Below are 17,024 nucleotides of genomic sequence, written 5' to 3' on the forward strand. Positions count from 1 at the left end.
ATTATGACATTCTTACCCCTGTTTCTTTTCTAACTTCGCTTTATTATCTTCAATTAGTTTCATCGCATCATCTAAGCTTAAATTTAGAAAATCATATTTTTTTGGCACTGAAATAAATTTACCCATATATTTTATGTAAGGACCGAATTTACCGTATCCTATCATAATTTCCTCGCTGCTATCTTTATGAATACCTATTTTTAGCGGTAAGCTTAGAAGCTTTAATGCCATCTCAAGTGTGATGTCGTTTTGATTCAAGCTAGCAGGTACGGGGCTACGTTTTGGCTTTACTTTGCCTTCTTGTTCACCAAGTTGAATATAAGGTCCGTAAGGTCCTTTTTTCAGATATATTTCTATCCCGTCTTTATCAGTGCCTAAAATTTTATTCTCATTAGGAATAGCGGAAGGTTCGCCTTCGTTTTCGTTATTATCGTTACCGCTAACAATAGATTTTCTGAAAGTACATTCAGGGTAATTACTGCATGCTAAAAACGCTCCGAACTTACCGAGCTTTAAGCTAAGCTCGCCTGTTTTACATGAAGGACAAACTTTAGATTCTTTATTCTCACCGAACAAGTGATAATCAAGGGCTTTCTGTACATAGCTAATAATCTCGGTTATTTTTTGTTCGTTTACCGATTCAATATTATGGTTAAAACCGCTCCAAAAATTACTTAAGGCAGCTTTCCACTCAAGCTTACCTGCCGCTATTTCATCTAATTCATTTTCAAGACCTGCTGTAAAATCATATTCTACATATTTCTTGAAAAAACCGACCAAGAATACCGTTACCAAACGTCCTAATTCTTCAGGCATAAATCGTTTTTTCTCAAGAGAAACATATTTTCGATCTTGTAAAACCGATAAAATACTAGCATAGGTCGAAGGGCGACCGATCCCAAGCTCTTCAAGTTTTTTCACTAAGCTTGCTTCCGAATATCTTGGAGGAGGTTCTGTAAAATGCTGATTAGGAATAATTTCTTTAGTTTTAAGCGGTTCTTGTTCTTTTAAAGGCGGCAGCATTTTATTTTCTTCTTCAGCCTCATCGTCCACACTTTCACGATAAACCTTATAAAACCCGTCAAATGCTATAGTTGATCCGTTTGCTTTTGCCAAATATTCTTTATTTTCCGAAGCTAAATTTGCAATTACCAAATCCATTATAACATTTTCCATTTGGCAGGCTATAGTTCTTTTCCAAATTAGTTCATAGAGTTTATAATAATCCTTTTCTAGCTTTTCTTTTAAGCTATCGGGAGTATAAGTAATATTTGTCGGTCTTATTGCCTCATGAGCTTCTTGAGCATTTTTGACTTTGGATTTATAAATTCTAGGGCTAGTCGGTAAATATTTATCGCCGTAACTTTTATCGATTAACTTGCGTATATCAGCTATTGCATCATTTGATAATGTAACGCCGTCGGTTCTCATATAGGTAATAAGCCCTATAGTTTCCTTACCTATGTCAACGCCCTCATAAAGTTTTTGTGCTATTTGCATAGTCTTTTTAGCACTAAAACCTAATTTTCTTGCTGCTTCTTGTTGTAGTGATGAAGTAATAAAAGGAGGTTGCGGTGCTCGTTTTTGTTGTTTCTTTTCTATCTTATCAACATGAAAATTTTGAGATTTTAATTTTTCAGTTAAATTTTTGGCGTCTTTTTCGTTAATAATTGAGAATTTTTCTAACTTCTGATCGTTTACGTGAGTCAATTTAGCAATAAAAGGCTCATTACTGCTATTTTGCATTTTAAGGCTAATATCCCAATATTCTTTTGACTTAAAACGCTCGATTTCATCTTCTCTCTCACATATTAACCGCAGAGCCACAGACTGTACACGTCCCGCCGATTTACACCCGGGTAATTTACGCCATAAAAGAGGTGAAAGGGTAAAGCCGACTAAATAGTCTAAAGCTCTCCTTGCTTGTTGGGCATTTACTAAGTTAACGTCAAGTTTCCTAGGGTTCTCAACGGCATGAATAATTGCTTTTTTAGTGATTTCGTTAAAGGCTACCCTTTTGAAAAAATCATCGGATTTAACTTTATTCTTTTCTTTTATCACCTCTGCAACGTGCCATGAGATGGATTCACCTTCACGGTCAGGATCGGTGGCTAAATATATCGCTTCGGCTTTTTTTGCATCTTTAACTATTGCATCTACATATTTACCGGTTTTATCGGAAATATCATATTTCATTGCAAAATTTTCATCAGGTAATACTGAGCCTTTTTTAGAAGGTAAATCTCTAATATGACCGAATGATGCAATGACCTTAAACTCATCACCTAAATATTTATTTATCGTTTTTGCCTTTGCAGGCGATTCTACTATTACTAATTTCATCTATTTATTATAAACTAATGATATTTTATTGCCGGCGTGACGTATTGCTTTGCTGGCAAGTTCTAATTCTAATATTACCATATATATAATAGGAAGCGGTAATTCCGTTTCTTTTTGTAAAAATTCAAAATCTATAGGTACTGCCGATAATAATTCCAATATAGCAGTACGCTCCTTTTGTGAGGGTTCTTTAACATATCTAGTATTTACTGTTCCTAGCTCAACAAAATCCTTAAATAATCTATCATCTTTTTTCATAAATTCTTCATATTGCGGTAAATTAGCTACAATATCGTCCACTGATTCCACTAAATATGCTCCCTCTCTAATCAATTTATTTGTACCTTGACATCTTGGATCTAAAGGAAAGCCGGGAACGGCAAATATTTCCCTATTTTGTTCAAGTGCAAATTTTGCAGTTATTAATGAACCGGATTTTAAGCTTGCTTCTACTATCACTACTCCTAAGGCTAGTCCCGATATTATCCTATTACGCTGTGGAAAATGTTTTCCAAGCGGGGTAGAGCCGATAGGTAACTCAGCTAATATTAAACCTTCTTCTGCTAAATTTTCAAATAGTTTTTTATTTTCCGGTGGATATATATGATCAATACCGCCTGCAATAACTCCGATAGTTTGAGAAATTGCAGCTTGATGTACGCTGCTATCTATCCCCCTTGCTAATCCTGAAATAGTTATATACCCTTCTTTTACTAAATCATTTGCAATTTTATGAGCAAAGCTTCTTCCGTTTGCAGAAGCGTTTCTTGCACCTACTATTGCAACGCATTTATTATGATTTAATAACTCTATATTACCTTATATAGCTTAATATTGGCGGTGGATCATAAATTTCAAGTAATAATTTTGAATATTCCGGAGATTTATATGTGATAATCTTAGCATTGTCTTTTTCGAGAAGCTCTAACTCTTTTTCAGCATCGCTTTTACTGAAAATTTTAATTGGTTTTGACTTTCCGCCTCGCAATGAAAAATCCGGAGCGTTATCTATGGCAGTTGCTGCATCACCGAATAATTTAATTAAACTAAAGAAAGTTTTAGGACCGATATTTTCACTCCTAATAAGACGTAAAATATTAATTGTTTCAATATCATAAGATATTTTAGAGCAGAAAATAATTCTTTTAGCATTAGGTAAGTTTAATTAGTATTGTGGACGGGTTCTAAAAAAGTGTTGTGTCATACCGTGGCTTGTCCACGGTATCCAGAAAAAAATTATAAAATAATTTTTTCATATAAATCATCCCACGCTGGATTTTGAGACTCAATTAAATTTAATTTCCCCTGTCTTTTATATTCTTTTAATAATTTTTCAAGATTAATTGCAGCTATAATATCGTCATATTCCTCAAAATAAACTAATTTATTTATGTTATACTTTAGAAGAAAATCTTTTGATTATTTTATGCTTATGCTCATAAGTACGCTTTATGATATTTGAAGTCACTCCAATGTATAATGTACCATTACGCCCACTAGCTAATATATATACATAATATTGCTTCATTATATTATTAAGTTTCCTGGATCCCGTGGACAAGCCACGGGATGACAGTTTTCCACTCTAAATAACACAGTAGTATACTACAATTTCTCGGCATGTGAGCTTAAATAATGTGCTATACCTTCATGTGACGGGGTAATTGCTTCCTCACCTTTATGCCAGCCGGCAGGACAAACTTCGCCGTGCTTTTGATGATGAGTTAAAGCATCGATTACTTTTAATGTATAATTAATATCACGACCGATAGGTAAGTCGTTAACTAGCATGTGACGTACTATGAAATCCTTATCAATTAAAAAAGTTCCACGCAAAGCAACACCGTCTTCATTAAGTACGTTATATTTTGAAGAAATATCCTTTTTTATATCGGAAACCATTGGGAATTGTACTTGTCCAAGTCCGCCTTTATTATGCGGAGTATTTTTCCAAGCTAAATGGCTAAAATGAGAATCAACGCTAACAGCTACTACTTTAGTACGTCTTTCGGTAAATTCACCAAGCTTATTGTGAAATGCTATAATTTCCGATGGACAAACAAAAGTAAAATCTAGGGGATAAAAAAATAACACTATATTATCCCCTGCAGCATAATCGCTAAGTTTAAACTTTTCGTCTATATTATTATTAGGCATAATAGCTTTAGCTGTAAAATCCGGAGCAGTTTTGCCGACAAATACTGACATATTCATAACCTTTTATTAATTAATAATCTGATATGATATATAAAACTAATTATTATTACAATAATAAATCTTTATAAATTGCTACTTATCTATTTTCTTTTCCGAAGAAGCTTTTAATTGGTTAAATATAGTTAACGCTCCGGTTACAAAACTACTCGGTTCTGAAAGATTTGCGGGTAAAATTACGGTGTTGGTATCTTTAGCCAAATTACCGAATGCACTAATATATTGCTCGGCTATTTTAAGAGCTACTGCGTCGCTTCCTCCTGTTTTTTGTACGGCAGCTGCGACAATCTCAATACTATTTGCCGTAGCGGTAGCGACTAAGCCTATTGCTTCAGCTTCACCTTTTGCTCTGTTAACTTGATCGGTATAAGAAGCTTCTGAATTCAGTACGATTTGTGCTTTTTCACCTTCTGCATGGTTAATTTTTGCTTGTCTATTACCTTCCGACTCTAGAATTTGAGCTCTTTTTTGACGCTCTGCAGCTACCTGCAATTCCATAGCTTTAAGTATAGTTTGCGGAGGTTGAATATCTTTAATTTCATAACGCATACATTGTATGCCCCAATTTATAGCAGCCTGATTAATAGCTGCCACAATTGCTACGTTTAAAGTTTCGCGCTCTTCAAAAGTTCTATCTAAAGGAAGTTTACCGATTTCCGAACGCATAGTAGTTTGAGCAAGCTGTGTTATGGCATAGTAAGGATTATTAACACCGTAAGATGCTGCCATCGGATCAATGATTTTAACATATAAAACACCGTCGATAGATAATGTTACGTTATCGTTTGAAATAGCTGTTTGAGCGGTAACGTCTATAGCTTCTTCTTTTAAAGTATGTTTGTATGCTACTCTCTGAATGACAGGGATTAGTAAGTTTAAACCGGGTTGCAGTACTTTATCAAATTTTCCAAGTTTTTCTACTACCCATGCTTGTTGTTGAGGTACAACTTTAACCATTTGTATTATAACTAAAATCGCTATAATACTGAAAATTAATAATGCATATTCCATAATTCAATACCTTTTTTATTAGACTTCTTACAAAATTCTACTTCTAGAGGTAATTTGTACGTCGATCCGGTACTCGAATCCTCACGTACATTTGAGTACGCTGCGGTTCTGCGTTCCGTGTCTCCTTCAAATTCCTCTCTATAAGCGAATTTTGTAAGAAGTCTATTCCACTCTATATTATTTTTAATTATAAAAAAAGGATTTAAATTAAATGGTACTTAATTATATATTTTTTTATCAATAAAATGGGTTTTAATTACTTTGAGTAAAGAAAGAATGCTTGAATATTCTTCAAGTTGTTCATTTATATTTTTTATCTCATTTAAAGCACTATTGAAATCTTTCTGTAATAAATAAGTTTCAGCGGCTTTATTTTGTTCTAGTGTTTTAAGTAAAATACTTTGTAAAAATCTATAATAATAGTCGTCTAGTTTAGGTATATCAGACATAATAATAAATCATATAATTATTGAGATTTTAATTTATATATAAAATTTTAATAATTCAATAATTTTTAACTAGATTTACATATACTTAAGTCTTTATCTACTATGTCGGAATCTATATTTAAACAGTCAAGGATTGAATGAAATACATAATCATGGCTAATTTCGGTATTAGCATAATTTTTAATTGAGTCTACCGATTCAGGATATTTTTCTTTAAAATCATCTGATACCCAAACTATAAGTGGTACTGTTATTTGTTCTGCAAGTAGTGGACCACCGTGACCGTAATAACCATTTTCTCCTAACGATTCGCCGTGATCGGATACATATAATAAAAATGCATTTTTATCTTTAAGCAAATCTATTAAATTAGATAAAAAAAAATCGGTGTATAAAATTGAATTATCATAACTGTTAACTAAAGCAAGCTTATCGCAATCACTTGCATCCCCCTTAACCTTAATAGGACAGGTAGGGGTAAAATACTCAAACTCTTTTGGATATCTTGCGTTATAGTTCCAGTGACTTCCTGAGGTATGAACTACTAAAAATTGTTTCTCTGAGTTTGTTATTATTTCTTTTATAAAAGGTAATATTTTTTCATCATGATCATTTAAAGAAAATAGAGCAGAGCCGCCCGGTACTATAGTAAAATTAACGTCATTATATATATTACTTAGGTCAAAATTTGCGAAACTCCTCATTAAAGTTTGAGTACCGATCCAGGTAGTATTAAAGCCAAGATTTGTTAAAATTGATAAAAAGCTGTTCTCTTGTCTAGTATTTTCAATTTGACTTGCAGGGTAACGTGAAAGTAATGACGGTACGGAAAGATAGGTAAGATTAGAAGAAGATTTAGCTTTGAAAGAAGTTAGATTTTGGGCAGTTTTTAAGTAAGGAGTCGTATCTCTTTCATAACCGTTAATACCGAAATGATCAAATCTTGCCGATTCTCCTATAACTAAAACACCGATAATATCTTTATCTGACTTATCTATAAAGTTATATTGCTTACTAATATCTATACATGCATAATTTTTATCACCAAAATTTCCAGCAAAATTAAGGTAGCTATTATGTAAATACTGAATGGGAAAATAATTTTTTAGTATCTTAAATGAAGGAGTAATAATATTATATACAAAAATAAGTAAGCAAGCGGCAGATAATAATTTTGTTACGAATGATTTAGAATTTTCGGCGGCAAAAGATTTGAGAGTATAAAAACAGCTAAAAAGGCAAAAAATTATCCATATTACTAACTTAATGCTGATTAATTCATAAACTTCGTTTAAATCCGTTGAGAAAAAACTACCTATTACTTGTTTAGTAGGATTGATTTTGAAGAAATAAATGTAATAACTAGCAATAGCGGATGTTATAAATAAAAACCCTACGCCGATTTTTAACACTAATTTATGTACGCTAAGACCAAAAAATGCTATAAAAGAAAATATATAAATATAACAAAAATCTTTTGATAGCTCTAATATCCCTCTAAAAATCGTTGCTTTATAATAATCAAATTTATAAATCAATATTGCGGTATTAAATAACAAACAATAAATAAAAGCTAAAATCGCCGATAATTTAATTAATTTCGTATCTAAATGTTTTTGAATATTTTTTAGCATAAATAAGTAATATAAAATAAATAGTAGTTATACGAAGTTCAACTTGAAAAAGAGCAAGGAATACACAAGGCGAGGATCGCAGCGTATAACTTAATACGTGAGAACCACAGCTCTTGTAGGATTACGTAGCCAATTTTTTAAGTTCAACGAGTATAATATAAGTAGACTTAATAACTACCATGATAATAAAAAATCTTCAAGAATTTTATCGGCTTTTAATACCAAATGCTCCACTTATCGCTATTGATTACGGAAGCAAAAAATTAGGAATCGCATTATCTAATCAAGAACGTAGTATTGCTATGCCCTTAAATACTATAACCGAGATAAATAAAAAAATCGTTATTACTTCCTTGCTTAACATCATCGAAAAATATAAAGTTTGCGGTGTTGTAGTAGGTCTACCGATTGATATGAACGGAGCAGTAACGGAGCAAACAAATATAGTGATGAAATTTGCAGAAGAATTAACAAAATCTATAAACTTGCCTATATATTTACAAGATGAAAGACTAACTACAAAAGCTGCAAATAATTTCCTTAAATCATTCGGCGTGAAAAGAAAAGACCGTAATAATAACGATGATGCCGTAGCTGCTAGTATGATCCTTGAAACCGTGCTTGATTCGATTAAGAGGTTTTAGATTTAATGTTTTTAAATGATATCGATTATTTTTAAATAGCCTAAATTAGCATATTCTATAATTTTTTGATCACAAGTAAATAAATATGAGTTATTGTTTCTAGTAGAGGCTATAATAAATCTATCAGCTGGATCTTTATGTTCATAATTAGGTAAAAAACAGCTTTCTATTAGAACTGAAACCGAGAGATCAATTAGATTTAAGCCTGGAATAGATAATAACTTATTTATCCAGTCATTTAGGCTAATTGAAAGCACTATTTTACCCTTGTTTTCAAGCATAGCTACTTCCCACAAATAGATATAGCAGAGATATATAGCATATTAATGTTCTCTTGCTTTTTCTATTAATTCTATTTGATGTTTAGATAATTTTATTCCCTCCGCATACCAAATTAATATATGAGTATCCAAAATTAAGTTTACTAGATTATCTTTAATATTAGTCATTACTTGTTTCCCATTCAGATTCAAAAGAACAGTTTACTATATCATCATTTATTTTTATTGTTTCTTTTAAGAATCCAAAATAACTTTGTCTATTTTCTACTTTATTAATTCCTAAGGGGACTATTTTAGCAACCGGTAACTTTCTTTTTGTTATAATAAAAGAATTACGCTTATTTTTGACCTGATCAACTAGGTTTAAAAAATGTTTTTTAAATTCAGTAGCCGATATTTGTGCATTACTATCTTTCATATATCTATATGGTCATATTATATATAAATATACTAATTTAAAAATCAATAAAATAAATTTATTGCCAAAGCAATTTATTAAATTGATTAATTTCATCAAAAAAATAAAATATAAAAAAGTTTAATAAAGTAATTTAATTATTTTTTATGATAGTACAAAAAAGCTATATTGATAATAACGGTAGACTAGTTATTCCTATAAAAGTAAGGCAGAAATTAAAACTTAAAATAGGAGATAAAGTAACAATTAAGTATAACAATTCAGAATTAATAATATCGAGTTTTTATTCAAATATAGAAAAAGCAAGAAACATACTGGATAAGTATAAAGATATTGATTTATATAAAGAATTAAAGCTTATGAGAAAAGAAGAGGATATAAATTAATTCGTTGATAATTATATAATTTCTAGCTTTTCAAAAACCTTATTGTAAAGATATATTATTTATGATAGAAACGATGCAAAATAAATAAAATATATCATGAAAATATTAATTCTAGGTGTTACCGGTATGCTGGGTAGCAGTATGTTTAGGTTTTTAAGTCAGGATAGTAAGTTTGACGTTTATGCGACAGCTCGAAATAATTCCGCTCGTTCTTATTTTTCTAAAGATTTATCCGATAAATTAATTACAAATGTAGATGTTGAGAATTATGATTCGTTAGTTGAGGTATTTAATAAAGCAAAACCCGAAATCGTCATAAATTGTATAGGGCTTGTAAAACAACTAGCTGATGCAAACGACCCGTTAAAAGCATTGCCAATAAATAGTTTGTTACCGCATAGGCTAGCTAATTTATGTAAATTAGCTAATTCAAGGTTAATCCATATTAGTACTGATTGTGTATTTTCAGGAAAAAAAGGTAATTATAAGGAAAGCGATTTTCCTGACTGTTATGACCTTTACGGTCGTTCTAAATTCCTTGGCGAAGTAGATTATCCGCATGCTATTACGCTGCGTACTTCCATTATAGGTCATGAGCTGGTAGGTAATAGAAGCTTAATCAATTGGTTTTTAAGTGCAGAAGGGCAGGTGAAAGGCTTTGAAAAAGCTATTTATTCAGGATTTCCGACAGTAGAGCTTGCAAGAATAATAAGGGATTTTGTATTACCGAATAAAGAACTGCATGGGCTTTATCATCTTGCATCAAAACCGATTAATAAGTTAGAATTGTTAAAATTAGTAGCGGAAATATATAATAAAGAAATCGATATTATTCCATCGGATGAGCTTGTGATAGATCGTTCTCTAGATGCTACTAGTTTTAACGAAGTGATGGGGTATACTCCGCCTGATTGGCGTGAGCTTGTAAAGCGTATGTGTGAGTTTGGGTAGTAAGGCCGTCATTGCGAATAGGCATTGCCGGCGGGGTACTAGAGGTTGTCATTGCGAAGCCACGAAGTGGCTGCGGCAATCTCATTAAATATCCTGAGATTGCCGCGTCGCTTCGCTCCTCGCAATGACGAGGTAAATAATAACAAAATAGGTACTAAATAAATAATGTTTGTAGATAAAACTTTAATGATTACAGGAGGCACCGGTTCGTTTGGTAATGCGGTGCTTTCTCGTTTTCTTAAATCCGATATTATTAATGATATTAAGGAAATTAGAATTTTTAGTAGAGATGAAAAAAAGCAAGAGGATATGCGTATTGCTTTAAATAACTCAAAACTTAAATTCTATATCGGGGATGTACGTAATTATAAAAGTATTGATGAGGCAATGCATGGTGTAGATTATGTATTTCATGCCTCCGCTTTAAAGCAAGTTCCGACTTGTGAGTTTTATCCTATGGAAGCAATCAATACTAACGTCTTAGGTGCTGAAAATGTTTTAAATGCTGCTATTAATAACAAAGTTACAAAAGTTATTGTACTGAGTACCGATAAGGCTGTATATCCAATTAATGCAATGGGATTATCTAAAGCATTAATGGAAAAGTTAGCAGTAGCAAAAGCTCGTATGCGTAGTCAAGGTGAGACCGTGCTTTGTGTCACTAGATACGGTAACGTTATGGCTTCCCGTGGTTCGGTAATTCCTCTTTTTGTCAATCAAATAAAACAAGGTAAGGAATTAACCATTACAGAACCGTCAATGACACGTTTTTTAATGTCGCTTATAGATTCCGTAGATTTAGTTTTATATGCGTTTGAGCATGGTCGTCAGGGTGATATTTTTGTACAAAAATCTCCGGCAAGTACAATCGAGGTACTTGCGAGAGCGTTACAAGAAATATTCGGTAGCAAAAATGAAATACGCTTTATCGGTACACGTCACGGAGAGAAGCATTATGAATCATTAGTATCATCGGAAGAAATGGCAAAAGCTGATGATTTAGGTGGTTATTACCGTATTCCTATGGATGGACGTGATCTTAATTATGCAAAATATTTTGTTGAAGGTGAAAAGAAAGTAGCTCTTTTAGAGGATTACAATTCTCATAATACAAAACGTTTAAATTTAGAAGAAGTAAAAGAGCTGTTACTAAATCTTGATTACGTACAAGAGGAGCTAAAAAATGCTTAAAGTAATGACGATTGTCGGTACTCGTCCTGAACTTATTAAACTATGCTGCGTGATTTCTGAGTTTGATAAATATACTAATCACATTCTAGTTCACACCGGTCAAAATTATGCATATGAATTAAATCAAGTTTTTTTTGATGATATGGGAATTAGAAAACCTGATTATTTCTTAGAAGTAGCGGCAGATAATACGGCAAAATCTATCGGACTTATTATCGAAAAAGTTGACGCAGTCCTTGAGAAAGAAAAGCCCGGTGCCGTTTTGTTTTACGGTGATACTAATTCGTGTTTATCGGCGATTGCTGCTAAACGCCGTAAAATTCCGATTTTTCATATGGAAGCAGGAAATCGTTGTTTTGATCAAAGAGTACCCGAAGAAATAAACCGTAAAATCATTGATCATATTAGCGACGTTAACATTACGTTAACCGAGCATGCAAGACGTTATTTAATTTCTGAAGGTTTACCGCCTGAGCTTATTTTTAAATCAGGCTCGCATATGCCTGAAGTTCTTGACCGTTTTATGCCTAAAATATTAAAGTCGGATATTTTAGATAAATTATCGTTAAAAGCAAAGCAGTATTTCTTAATTAGCTCACATCGTGAGGAAAATGTCGACGTCAAAAGTAATCTGAAAGAATTATTAAGTAGTTTACAAACGCTTATTAAAGAGTATAATTTCCCCGTAATCTTCTCAACACACCCAAGGACTAAAAAAAGACTTGAGGATTTAGAAGGGTTTAAGGAGCTTGGTGATAAAATAAGATTTTTGCCGGCTTTTGGTTTTACGGATTACGTCAAACTTCAGATGAATGCGTTTTGTATTTTATCCGATAGCGGCACTATTACTGAAGAAGCATCTATACTTAATTTACCTGCTTTAAATATTAGAGAAGCACATGAGCGTCCTGAAGGTATGGACGCCGGAACGCTTATTATGTCGGGCTTTAAGGCTGAACGGGTACTACAATCGGTGAAAGCTATTACGGAAGAACACGAGAATACTAAAAATACGCAAGAAATATACTCAAATGATTTGGAGAATTGGAATGTAAAACGAGGAGCGAGCACGCACAGCCTATACTTAATAGATGAGCATGCGAGTCCTCCGAAGTTTTGCAGAGACAATTCTTCAAAGCAGAAGAGTATTGTGTCGGATTATGCTGAAGCGGGTCTTGTATCAAAGAAAATATTGCGTATAGTTTTAAGTTATGTGGATTATGTTAACCGTACGGTGTGGTTTAAGAAGTAATCTTATTCATTATTATCACATATCAAAAACATGAAATTCTTTAAATTAATAAAACCTAACACTTTATTTTTAAGTGTTTTTTTACTAATAACTCTTATATCTTCTTTTTGCTATTCCAAAGAAAATTCTTATAAAAAAATAGTTTTTCTTGTTAGTACAGAGACATTCGGCGGCAAAGGCGTATACGCAATGTATAATGAGATGAAAAAAATAGGTCATGATGTCAAAATTGTAATAGTACCTCATCCTCATCCCAATATTCAAGGAGGAATAGATACCGAGTTTATTAGTAAATTTGATACACAAGATGTGATATATCCATGCGGTAAGTATGCTTCTTATTCAAATGTTAATACAAAATGTGAAATTTCTGAATTAAAAAATTATCAGCCGGATTTTATCTTTACGCAAAACCCTTACGAAAATTTTCAAGGCTATATATCAGAACCTTTTACGGCTGCTAATTTGTATAAGAGTTTTAGAGGAACTAAAACAAAAATTATGTATATAGTCTATGGTCCGCATATCTTTCATCAAAAAAATATTGATGATGATAAGTTATCAAGTTTCATAGAGACGGTATTTGTTGATTCAGAAAGTACAAAGGATATCTTTATTAGTAATTATAAATTTCCTAAGGATAGAGTTATTGTTTCAGGTTATCAACCATACTATGAAGTAAGAAATTATAATATTAAAGAAAAACCAAACTCGGAAACCATTTTATGGCTTCCTAGATGGGAATTATCGTTTAAAAATAGAGATTTATATGAAGGAGGTTCTACTTTCTTAAATTATCACTATTTTTTCTATAATTATGCATTACAACATCCTGATATTCATTTTATTATAAGACCGCATGTTACACTATTTACCTATGCGGTCGGTAAAAATTACTTAAGCCAAAGTGATATGGATAATATATTAAGTAGATTTAACTCTTTAAAGAATGTTACTGTTTCTGCACATGCATTCAGGTCGTTACTGGATGATATAATGGTGTCGGATATTGTAATAAGTGACGGTACTTCATCTCTTGCTGAAGTAGTAGTTGCCGATAAGCCTATAATTTACTTAAGTAATGGTTGGAATAATGAATTTAATAGCAATGCTCTATCTAAAGAATTAAAAAAATATATGTATTTTGCTTATGAGCCGCAAGATATTATTAACTATATAGAATTTATTAAGCAAAATCATTATTTACCTTATCATGAAAATAGTAGTGGCAGAAATCAATTTAAAAAGATGCTTGATCCTGTAGAAAACCCTGCTGCATTTATCGCCGAATATTTATTAAAGTTATAATAGTTTAAATAATTTATGTTAGAAGAAATTTATAATGATGGAGAAAGATTAATTCCTGGGGAAACTCATGATGTTTTAGAGGTAATTCGTCATAAAAGTAGTTATAAATTTTTTAAAAAAATTATAGAAGCCGATATACTTAATAGCCCATTAATGCTAAATCAAAAAATAAAAATTCTAGATATAGGTTGTGGAACAGGACACGGCACTTTCATGCTTAGCGATATATTAGGAGTAGAAATTACCGCAATAGATATCAGTAAAGAATCTATAATTTATGCTGAACAAAATTATAGAGCATCTAATATAAAATATATTAAATCTGATTTAGTTAGTTTTATTAAAAAGGCAGAAGAATATGATTATATTGTATCACGACATGCACTTGAGCATATTGAAGATGGGTTAAATCTAGCACTTAATCTTAAATGTAAAAAACGATTAATAGTAAATGTACCTTTTAATGAACCGGAAGGGAATATATATCATTTAGTTAATTGGATTACTGAAAAAGACTTTGAATCATATCAGAACAAAGAATTTTTATATGAAGGATTAGACGGTGTAACTAACGACACACATTCTGAAAAAAATCCTCCTAATTCTATAATCTGTATATCCAGTAACTCAGATTTAAAGCCTATAAAACAATTATTTAACTATCCAATCTCAGCTTGGGCTCCAGAATTTTTAGAAAAGCTAGGTTTGCAATTCCAAGATATATTAAAACAATTGCTGCAAACTAGAGATGCATTTAAAAATAGCGAAGAGAAAAACTTAAACTATGAAATTAAATTAAATAATACTGTAACAGAGCTAAATAATGCTTTAGAAGAAATAAAAATTCTTAAAAATAAACTAATTATTAGTGAAGAAGAAAAATCTATTTTTCTAAAGCTCTATAGAAAATTTAAACAATAAAGGCATTGCTAACTAAAGAGAGATGTCATACCGTGATTTGGGAACTAGATCTAGGAAAATAACTTAAAATACTAATAAATTTAGTATTTTTAACTGGCTCTAGTTCATAAATCACGGGATGACATCGAGCTTTTTATTATTATCTTTCTTTAGTTAGTAATGCCACAATAAAACTAAAATTTTATAAATTATTTCTAAAAGTTATGATAACTAAAAAAGATAAACCTTTAAATATTTATTGTCCTTTAGTTTCCATTATTATACCTGTCTATAATGGGGCTAATTATATGCGTGAAGCGATAGATAGTGCTTTAGCCCAAACATATGAAAATATTGAAATTGTAGTTGTTAATGATGGCTCTAAAGATAATGGAGAGACAGAAAATGTAGCATTATCATACGGTGATAAAATACGCTATTTTCATAAAGAAAACGGTGGTTGTGGTTCGGCTTTAAATTATGGTATAAAAAACATGAAAGGGGAGTATTTTTCATGGCTTAGCCATGATGATATATATTATCCTAATAAAATCGAGCATCAAGTTAACATATTAAATAAATTAGATAATAAAGATACTATCATTTATGGCGGTTATGAATTAATTGATGAAAAAGGAAATTCTCTACGTGATATTAAACCGGATAGTGTGCTACCTATAGATAAACTTAATATTTCTTTATTACCTTTATTACGAGGATTAATACATGGTTGTTCATTATTAATTCCTGCTAAATATTTTCATGAAATCGGTATATTTAATGAAGCTTTACCGACAACGCAAGATTATGATTTATGGTTTAAAATTTTCCGTGTTGCTCCTATTCATTTTGACGAGTCTATCCTAATTAAATCTCGTTTTCATTCAGAGCAAGGTAGTAAAAAAATATCAAATCATAACGAAGAATGTAATGTATTATGGTCATCGTTTCTTCACGAGTTAACAGAAGAAGAAATGATCAAAATGGAAGGTTCAACTTATTTATTTTTAACTCGTACCGCTACTTTTTTATCAAATAATACTACATATAAAAAAGCTTGTGATTTAGCAAATACTATGGCTAAGCAAGTACTACATGATACTAAAGTTAGTGTTATTATACCGGTATATAATAGAATAAATTGGGCAATTGAAGCTATAGAAAGTGTAGTTATTCAAACACACAAAAATTTTGAGATACTTATAATAGATGATGGATCGACTGATGATATATCAGAATTAACTTCAATATGCAAAAAAGATAAAAGAATAAGATATTTTCATAAAAAAAATGAAGGACCTGCTGCTGCACGTAACTTAGGTATTAAAAATGCTATAGGAAAATATATTGCTTTCCTTGATTCGGACGATTTATTTTATAAGGATAAAATAGAAATCCAATTAAAGTTTATGGAAGAAAATAATTTTATATTTTCTCATACTTCATATCAAAAAATAAATGAAAAAGGAAAATATATAGAATCTGTTCATTCTGGGTTTTTTAGTGGAAATGTTTTTCCTCAAGTTATACAAACTTGTCCAATAGCAATGCCGACAGTTATGGGAACTTTGACATTATTCCAAGAAAATTTATTTCCTGAAAATATAAGAAGCGGTGAAGATTGTTGTTTATGGATATCTATTGCTAGTAAAAACTCAATAGGCGGTATAGACAAAGAATTGTCTAAAGTACGAATTAGCGGTGGTACTAATACGTTTATGGACCCAAATAAATATTCAGTAGGTTTAATAAATATTACTTCTTATGTTCTTAATAATCCTTATTTAAGTAAATTTAGTCCGTTTACTATTAATTTGTTATTAGCGGCTGTTACACAATTAAGATTATTAGAAAATAAAAATAAAGACTATAAAAAAAGTAATATTTCTTTTTTCAACAATAATTATGTAATTCAAAAAATACGAACCTATTGCTTTGTAACAAAAATTTTGATTTTGTTAACTATTACTTCTATAAGGCAAGAAGGAATACGTGCAACAATCTCTAGAATACGTAGATGGCTTAGAAAGCATATATAAATA

General features: G+C 31.2%; 16 protein-coding genes and 3 pseudogenes. 8 read left to right on the plus strand and 11 right to left on the minus strand.

The features are described from left to right. Positions 1–12: 12 nt before the first annotated feature. The 8 genes and pseudogenes from topA to BN1174_RS06580 all read right to left on the minus strand — a co-directional run bounded on the left by topA (position 13) and on the right by BN1174_RS06580 (position 7,651). Positions 13–2,343, minus strand: a complete 2,331-nt coding sequence (gene topA / locus BN1174_RS06550; RefSeq protein WP_040257479.1) for a type I DNA topoisomerase — start codon at positions 2,341–2,343, stop codon at positions 13–15. Next, positions 2,344–3,156, minus strand: coding sequence for a DNA-processing protein DprA (dprA, locus tag BN1174_RS09145; RefSeq protein WP_197062086.1), 813 nt, complete (start codon positions 3,154–3,156; stop codon positions 2,344–2,346). It lies immediately after the preceding gene. 1 nt (position 3,157) lies between these two features. Then, entirely contained in the window at positions 3,158–3,484 is a 327-nt protein-coding gene (locus BN1174_RS12755) for a DNA processing protein DprA (RefSeq protein WP_331370599.1), read from the minus strand. Positions 3,485–3,579: 95 nt separating this feature from the next. Beyond that, positions 3,580–3,871, minus strand: a pseudogene (locus tag BN1174_RS09155) (GIY-YIG nuclease family protein). A 77-nt stretch (positions 3,872–3,948) separates the two neighbouring features. After that, the gene (locus BN1174_RS06565; RefSeq protein ID WP_040257484.1) at positions 3,949–4,551 is read right to left on the minus strand and encodes a peroxiredoxin; all 603 of its coding nucleotides are present in this window, start codon (positions 4,549–4,551) and stop codon (positions 3,949–3,951) included. Between the two features lie 81 nt (positions 4,552–4,632). After that, positions 4,633–5,568 (minus strand): SPFH domain-containing protein, encoded by a 936-nt coding sequence (locus BN1174_RS06570; protein WP_010423399.1) that lies wholly within the window; start codon positions 5,566–5,568, stop codon positions 4,633–4,635. A gap of 218 nt (positions 5,569–5,786) precedes the next feature. Next, positions 5,787–6,017, minus strand: a complete 231-nt coding sequence (locus BN1174_RS06575; protein ID WP_040257485.1) for a hypothetical protein — start codon at positions 6,015–6,017, stop codon at positions 5,787–5,789. 65 nt (positions 6,018–6,082) lie between these two features. After that, on the minus strand, positions 6,083–7,651 hold the full coding sequence (locus tag BN1174_RS06580; protein ID WP_040257486.1) for a phosphoethanolamine transferase: 1,569 nt from the start codon (positions 7,649–7,651) through the stop codon (positions 6,083–6,085). A gap of 179 nt (positions 7,652–7,830) precedes the next feature. Here BN1174_RS06580 and ruvX point away from each other — a divergent pair, with 179 nt between their 5' ends. Continuing rightward, on the plus strand, positions 7,831–8,295 hold the full coding sequence (gene ruvX, locus BN1174_RS06585; protein WP_040257488.1) for a Holliday junction resolvase RuvX: 465 nt from the start codon (positions 7,831–7,833) through the stop codon (positions 8,293–8,295). Between the two features lie 11 nt (positions 8,296–8,306). On the opposite strand, the gene BN1174_RS06590 is transcribed toward ruvX, so the two are convergent. From BN1174_RS06590 to BN1174_RS06595, 3 genes are read right to left on the minus strand one after another with little or no spacing between them, the layout of a single operon-like run. Beyond that, positions 8,307–8,576 carry a PIN domain-containing protein gene (locus BN1174_RS06590; RefSeq protein WP_156138528.1) on the minus strand — a complete coding sequence of 90 codons (270 nt, stop codon included), beginning with the start codon at positions 8,574–8,576 and terminating at the stop codon, positions 8,307–8,309. A 42-nt stretch (positions 8,577–8,618) separates the two neighbouring features. Then, positions 8,619–8,744 (minus strand): PIN domain-containing protein, encoded by a 126-nt coding sequence (locus tag BN1174_RS12380; protein ID WP_269379088.1) that lies wholly within the window; start codon positions 8,742–8,744, stop codon positions 8,619–8,621. Then, positions 8,737–8,994 (minus strand): type II toxin-antitoxin system Phd/YefM family antitoxin, encoded by a 258-nt coding sequence (locus BN1174_RS06595; protein WP_040257489.1) that lies wholly within the window; start codon positions 8,992–8,994, stop codon positions 8,737–8,739. The genes BN1174_RS12380 and BN1174_RS06595 overlap by 8 nt, the downstream gene beginning before the upstream one ends. Positions 8,995–9,140: 146 nt before the next feature. On the opposite strand from BN1174_RS06595, the gene BN1174_RS06600 reads away from it, so the two are divergent. The 7 genes and pseudogenes from BN1174_RS06600 (at position 9,141) to BN1174_RS06630 (ending at position 17,021) form a co-directional block, all read left to right on the plus strand. Next, positions 9,141–9,380: an AbrB/MazE/SpoVT family DNA-binding domain-containing protein gene (locus BN1174_RS06600; protein WP_011270869.1), complete on the plus strand. Its 240-nt coding sequence runs from the start codon at positions 9,141–9,143 to the stop codon at positions 9,378–9,380. A 96-nt stretch (positions 9,381–9,476) separates the two neighbouring features. Continuing rightward, positions 9,477–10,331 (plus strand): dTDP-4-dehydrorhamnose reductase family protein, encoded by an 855-nt coding sequence (locus tag BN1174_RS06605; protein WP_040257491.1) that lies wholly within the window; start codon positions 9,477–9,479, stop codon positions 10,329–10,331. 165 nt (positions 10,332–10,496) lie between these two features. Continuing rightward, on the plus strand, positions 10,497–11,522 hold the full coding sequence (gene capD / locus BN1174_RS06610) for a UDP-glucose 4-epimerase (protein ID WP_040257492.1): 1,026 nt from the start codon (positions 10,497–10,499) through the stop codon (positions 11,520–11,522). Next, positions 11,515–12,774 (plus strand): non-hydrolyzing UDP-N-acetylglucosamine 2-epimerase, encoded by a 1,260-nt coding sequence (wecB, locus tag BN1174_RS06615; protein WP_040257493.1) that lies wholly within the window; start codon positions 11,515–11,517, stop codon positions 12,772–12,774. The genes capD and wecB overlap by 8 nt, the downstream gene beginning before the upstream one ends. Further along, positions 12,734–14,082 (plus strand): annotated as a pseudogene (locus BN1174_RS06620) (hypothetical protein). The gene wecB and the pseudogene BN1174_RS06620 overlap by 41 nt, the downstream one beginning before the upstream one ends. A gap of 15 nt (positions 14,083–14,097) precedes the next feature. After that, positions 14,098–14,580: pseudogene (locus BN1174_RS11935) on the plus strand (class I SAM-dependent methyltransferase); the annotation flags it as partial. 626 nt (positions 14,581–15,206) lie between these two features. Continuing rightward, complete coding sequence (locus BN1174_RS06630) at positions 15,207–17,021, plus strand: glycosyltransferase family 2 protein (protein WP_040257496.1); 1,815 nt, start codon at positions 15,207–15,209, stop codon at positions 17,019–17,021. The last annotated feature ends 3 nt before the right edge of the window (positions 17,022–17,024 follow it).

The sequence above is a fragment of the Rickettsia hoogstraalii genome (assembly GCF_000825685.1).
Lineage (GTDB): Bacteria > Pseudomonadota > Alphaproteobacteria > Rickettsiales > Rickettsiaceae > Rickettsia > Rickettsia hoogstraalii.

Bases quoted from the DNA above. Each gene is read 5' to 3' on its own strand.
- topA (WP_040257479.1), bottom strand. From the start codon at position 2,343: ATGAAATTAGTAATAGTAGAATCGCCTGCAAAGGCAAAAACGATAAAT.
- BN1174_RS06565 (WP_040257484.1), bottom strand. From the start codon at position 4,551: ATGTCAGTATTTGTCGGCAAAACTGCTCCGGATTTTACAGCTAAAGCT.
- BN1174_RS06570 (WP_010423399.1), bottom strand. From the start codon at position 5,568: ATGGAATATGCATTATTAATTTTCAGTATTATAGCGATTTTAGTTATA.
- BN1174_RS06575 (WP_040257485.1), bottom strand. From the start codon at position 6,017: ATGTCTGATATACCTAAACTAGACGACTATTATTATAGATTTTTACAA.
- BN1174_RS06580 (WP_040257486.1), bottom strand. From the start codon at position 7,651: ATGCTAAAAAATATTCAAAAACATTTAGATACGAAATTAATTAAATTA.
- ruvX (WP_040257488.1), top strand. From the start codon at position 7,831: ATGATAATAAAAAATCTTCAAGAATTTTATCGGCTTTTAATACCAAAT.
- BN1174_RS06590 (WP_156138528.1), bottom strand. From the start codon at position 8,576: ATGCTTGAAAACAAGGGTAAAATAGTGCTTTCAATTAGCCTAAATGAC.
- BN1174_RS12380 (WP_269379088.1), bottom strand. From the start codon at position 8,744: ATGACTAATATTAAAGATAATCTAGTAAACTTAATTTTGGATACTCAT.
- BN1174_RS06595 (WP_040257489.1), bottom strand. From the start codon at position 8,994: ATGAAAGATAGTAATGCACAAATATCGGCTACTGAATTTAAAAAACAT.
- BN1174_RS06600 (WP_011270869.1), top strand. From the start codon at position 9,141: ATGATAGTACAAAAAAGCTATATTGATAATAACGGTAGACTAGTTATT.
- BN1174_RS06605 (WP_040257491.1), top strand. From the start codon at position 9,477: ATGAAAATATTAATTCTAGGTGTTACCGGTATGCTGGGTAGCAGTATG.
- capD (WP_040257492.1), top strand. From the start codon at position 10,497: ATGTTTGTAGATAAAACTTTAATGATTACAGGAGGCACCGGTTCGTTT.
- wecB (WP_040257493.1), top strand. From the start codon at position 11,515: ATGCTTAAAGTAATGACGATTGTCGGTACTCGTCCTGAACTTATTAAA.
- BN1174_RS06630 (WP_040257496.1), top strand. From the start codon at position 15,207: ATGATAACTAAAAAAGATAAACCTTTAAATATTTATTGTCCTTTAGTT.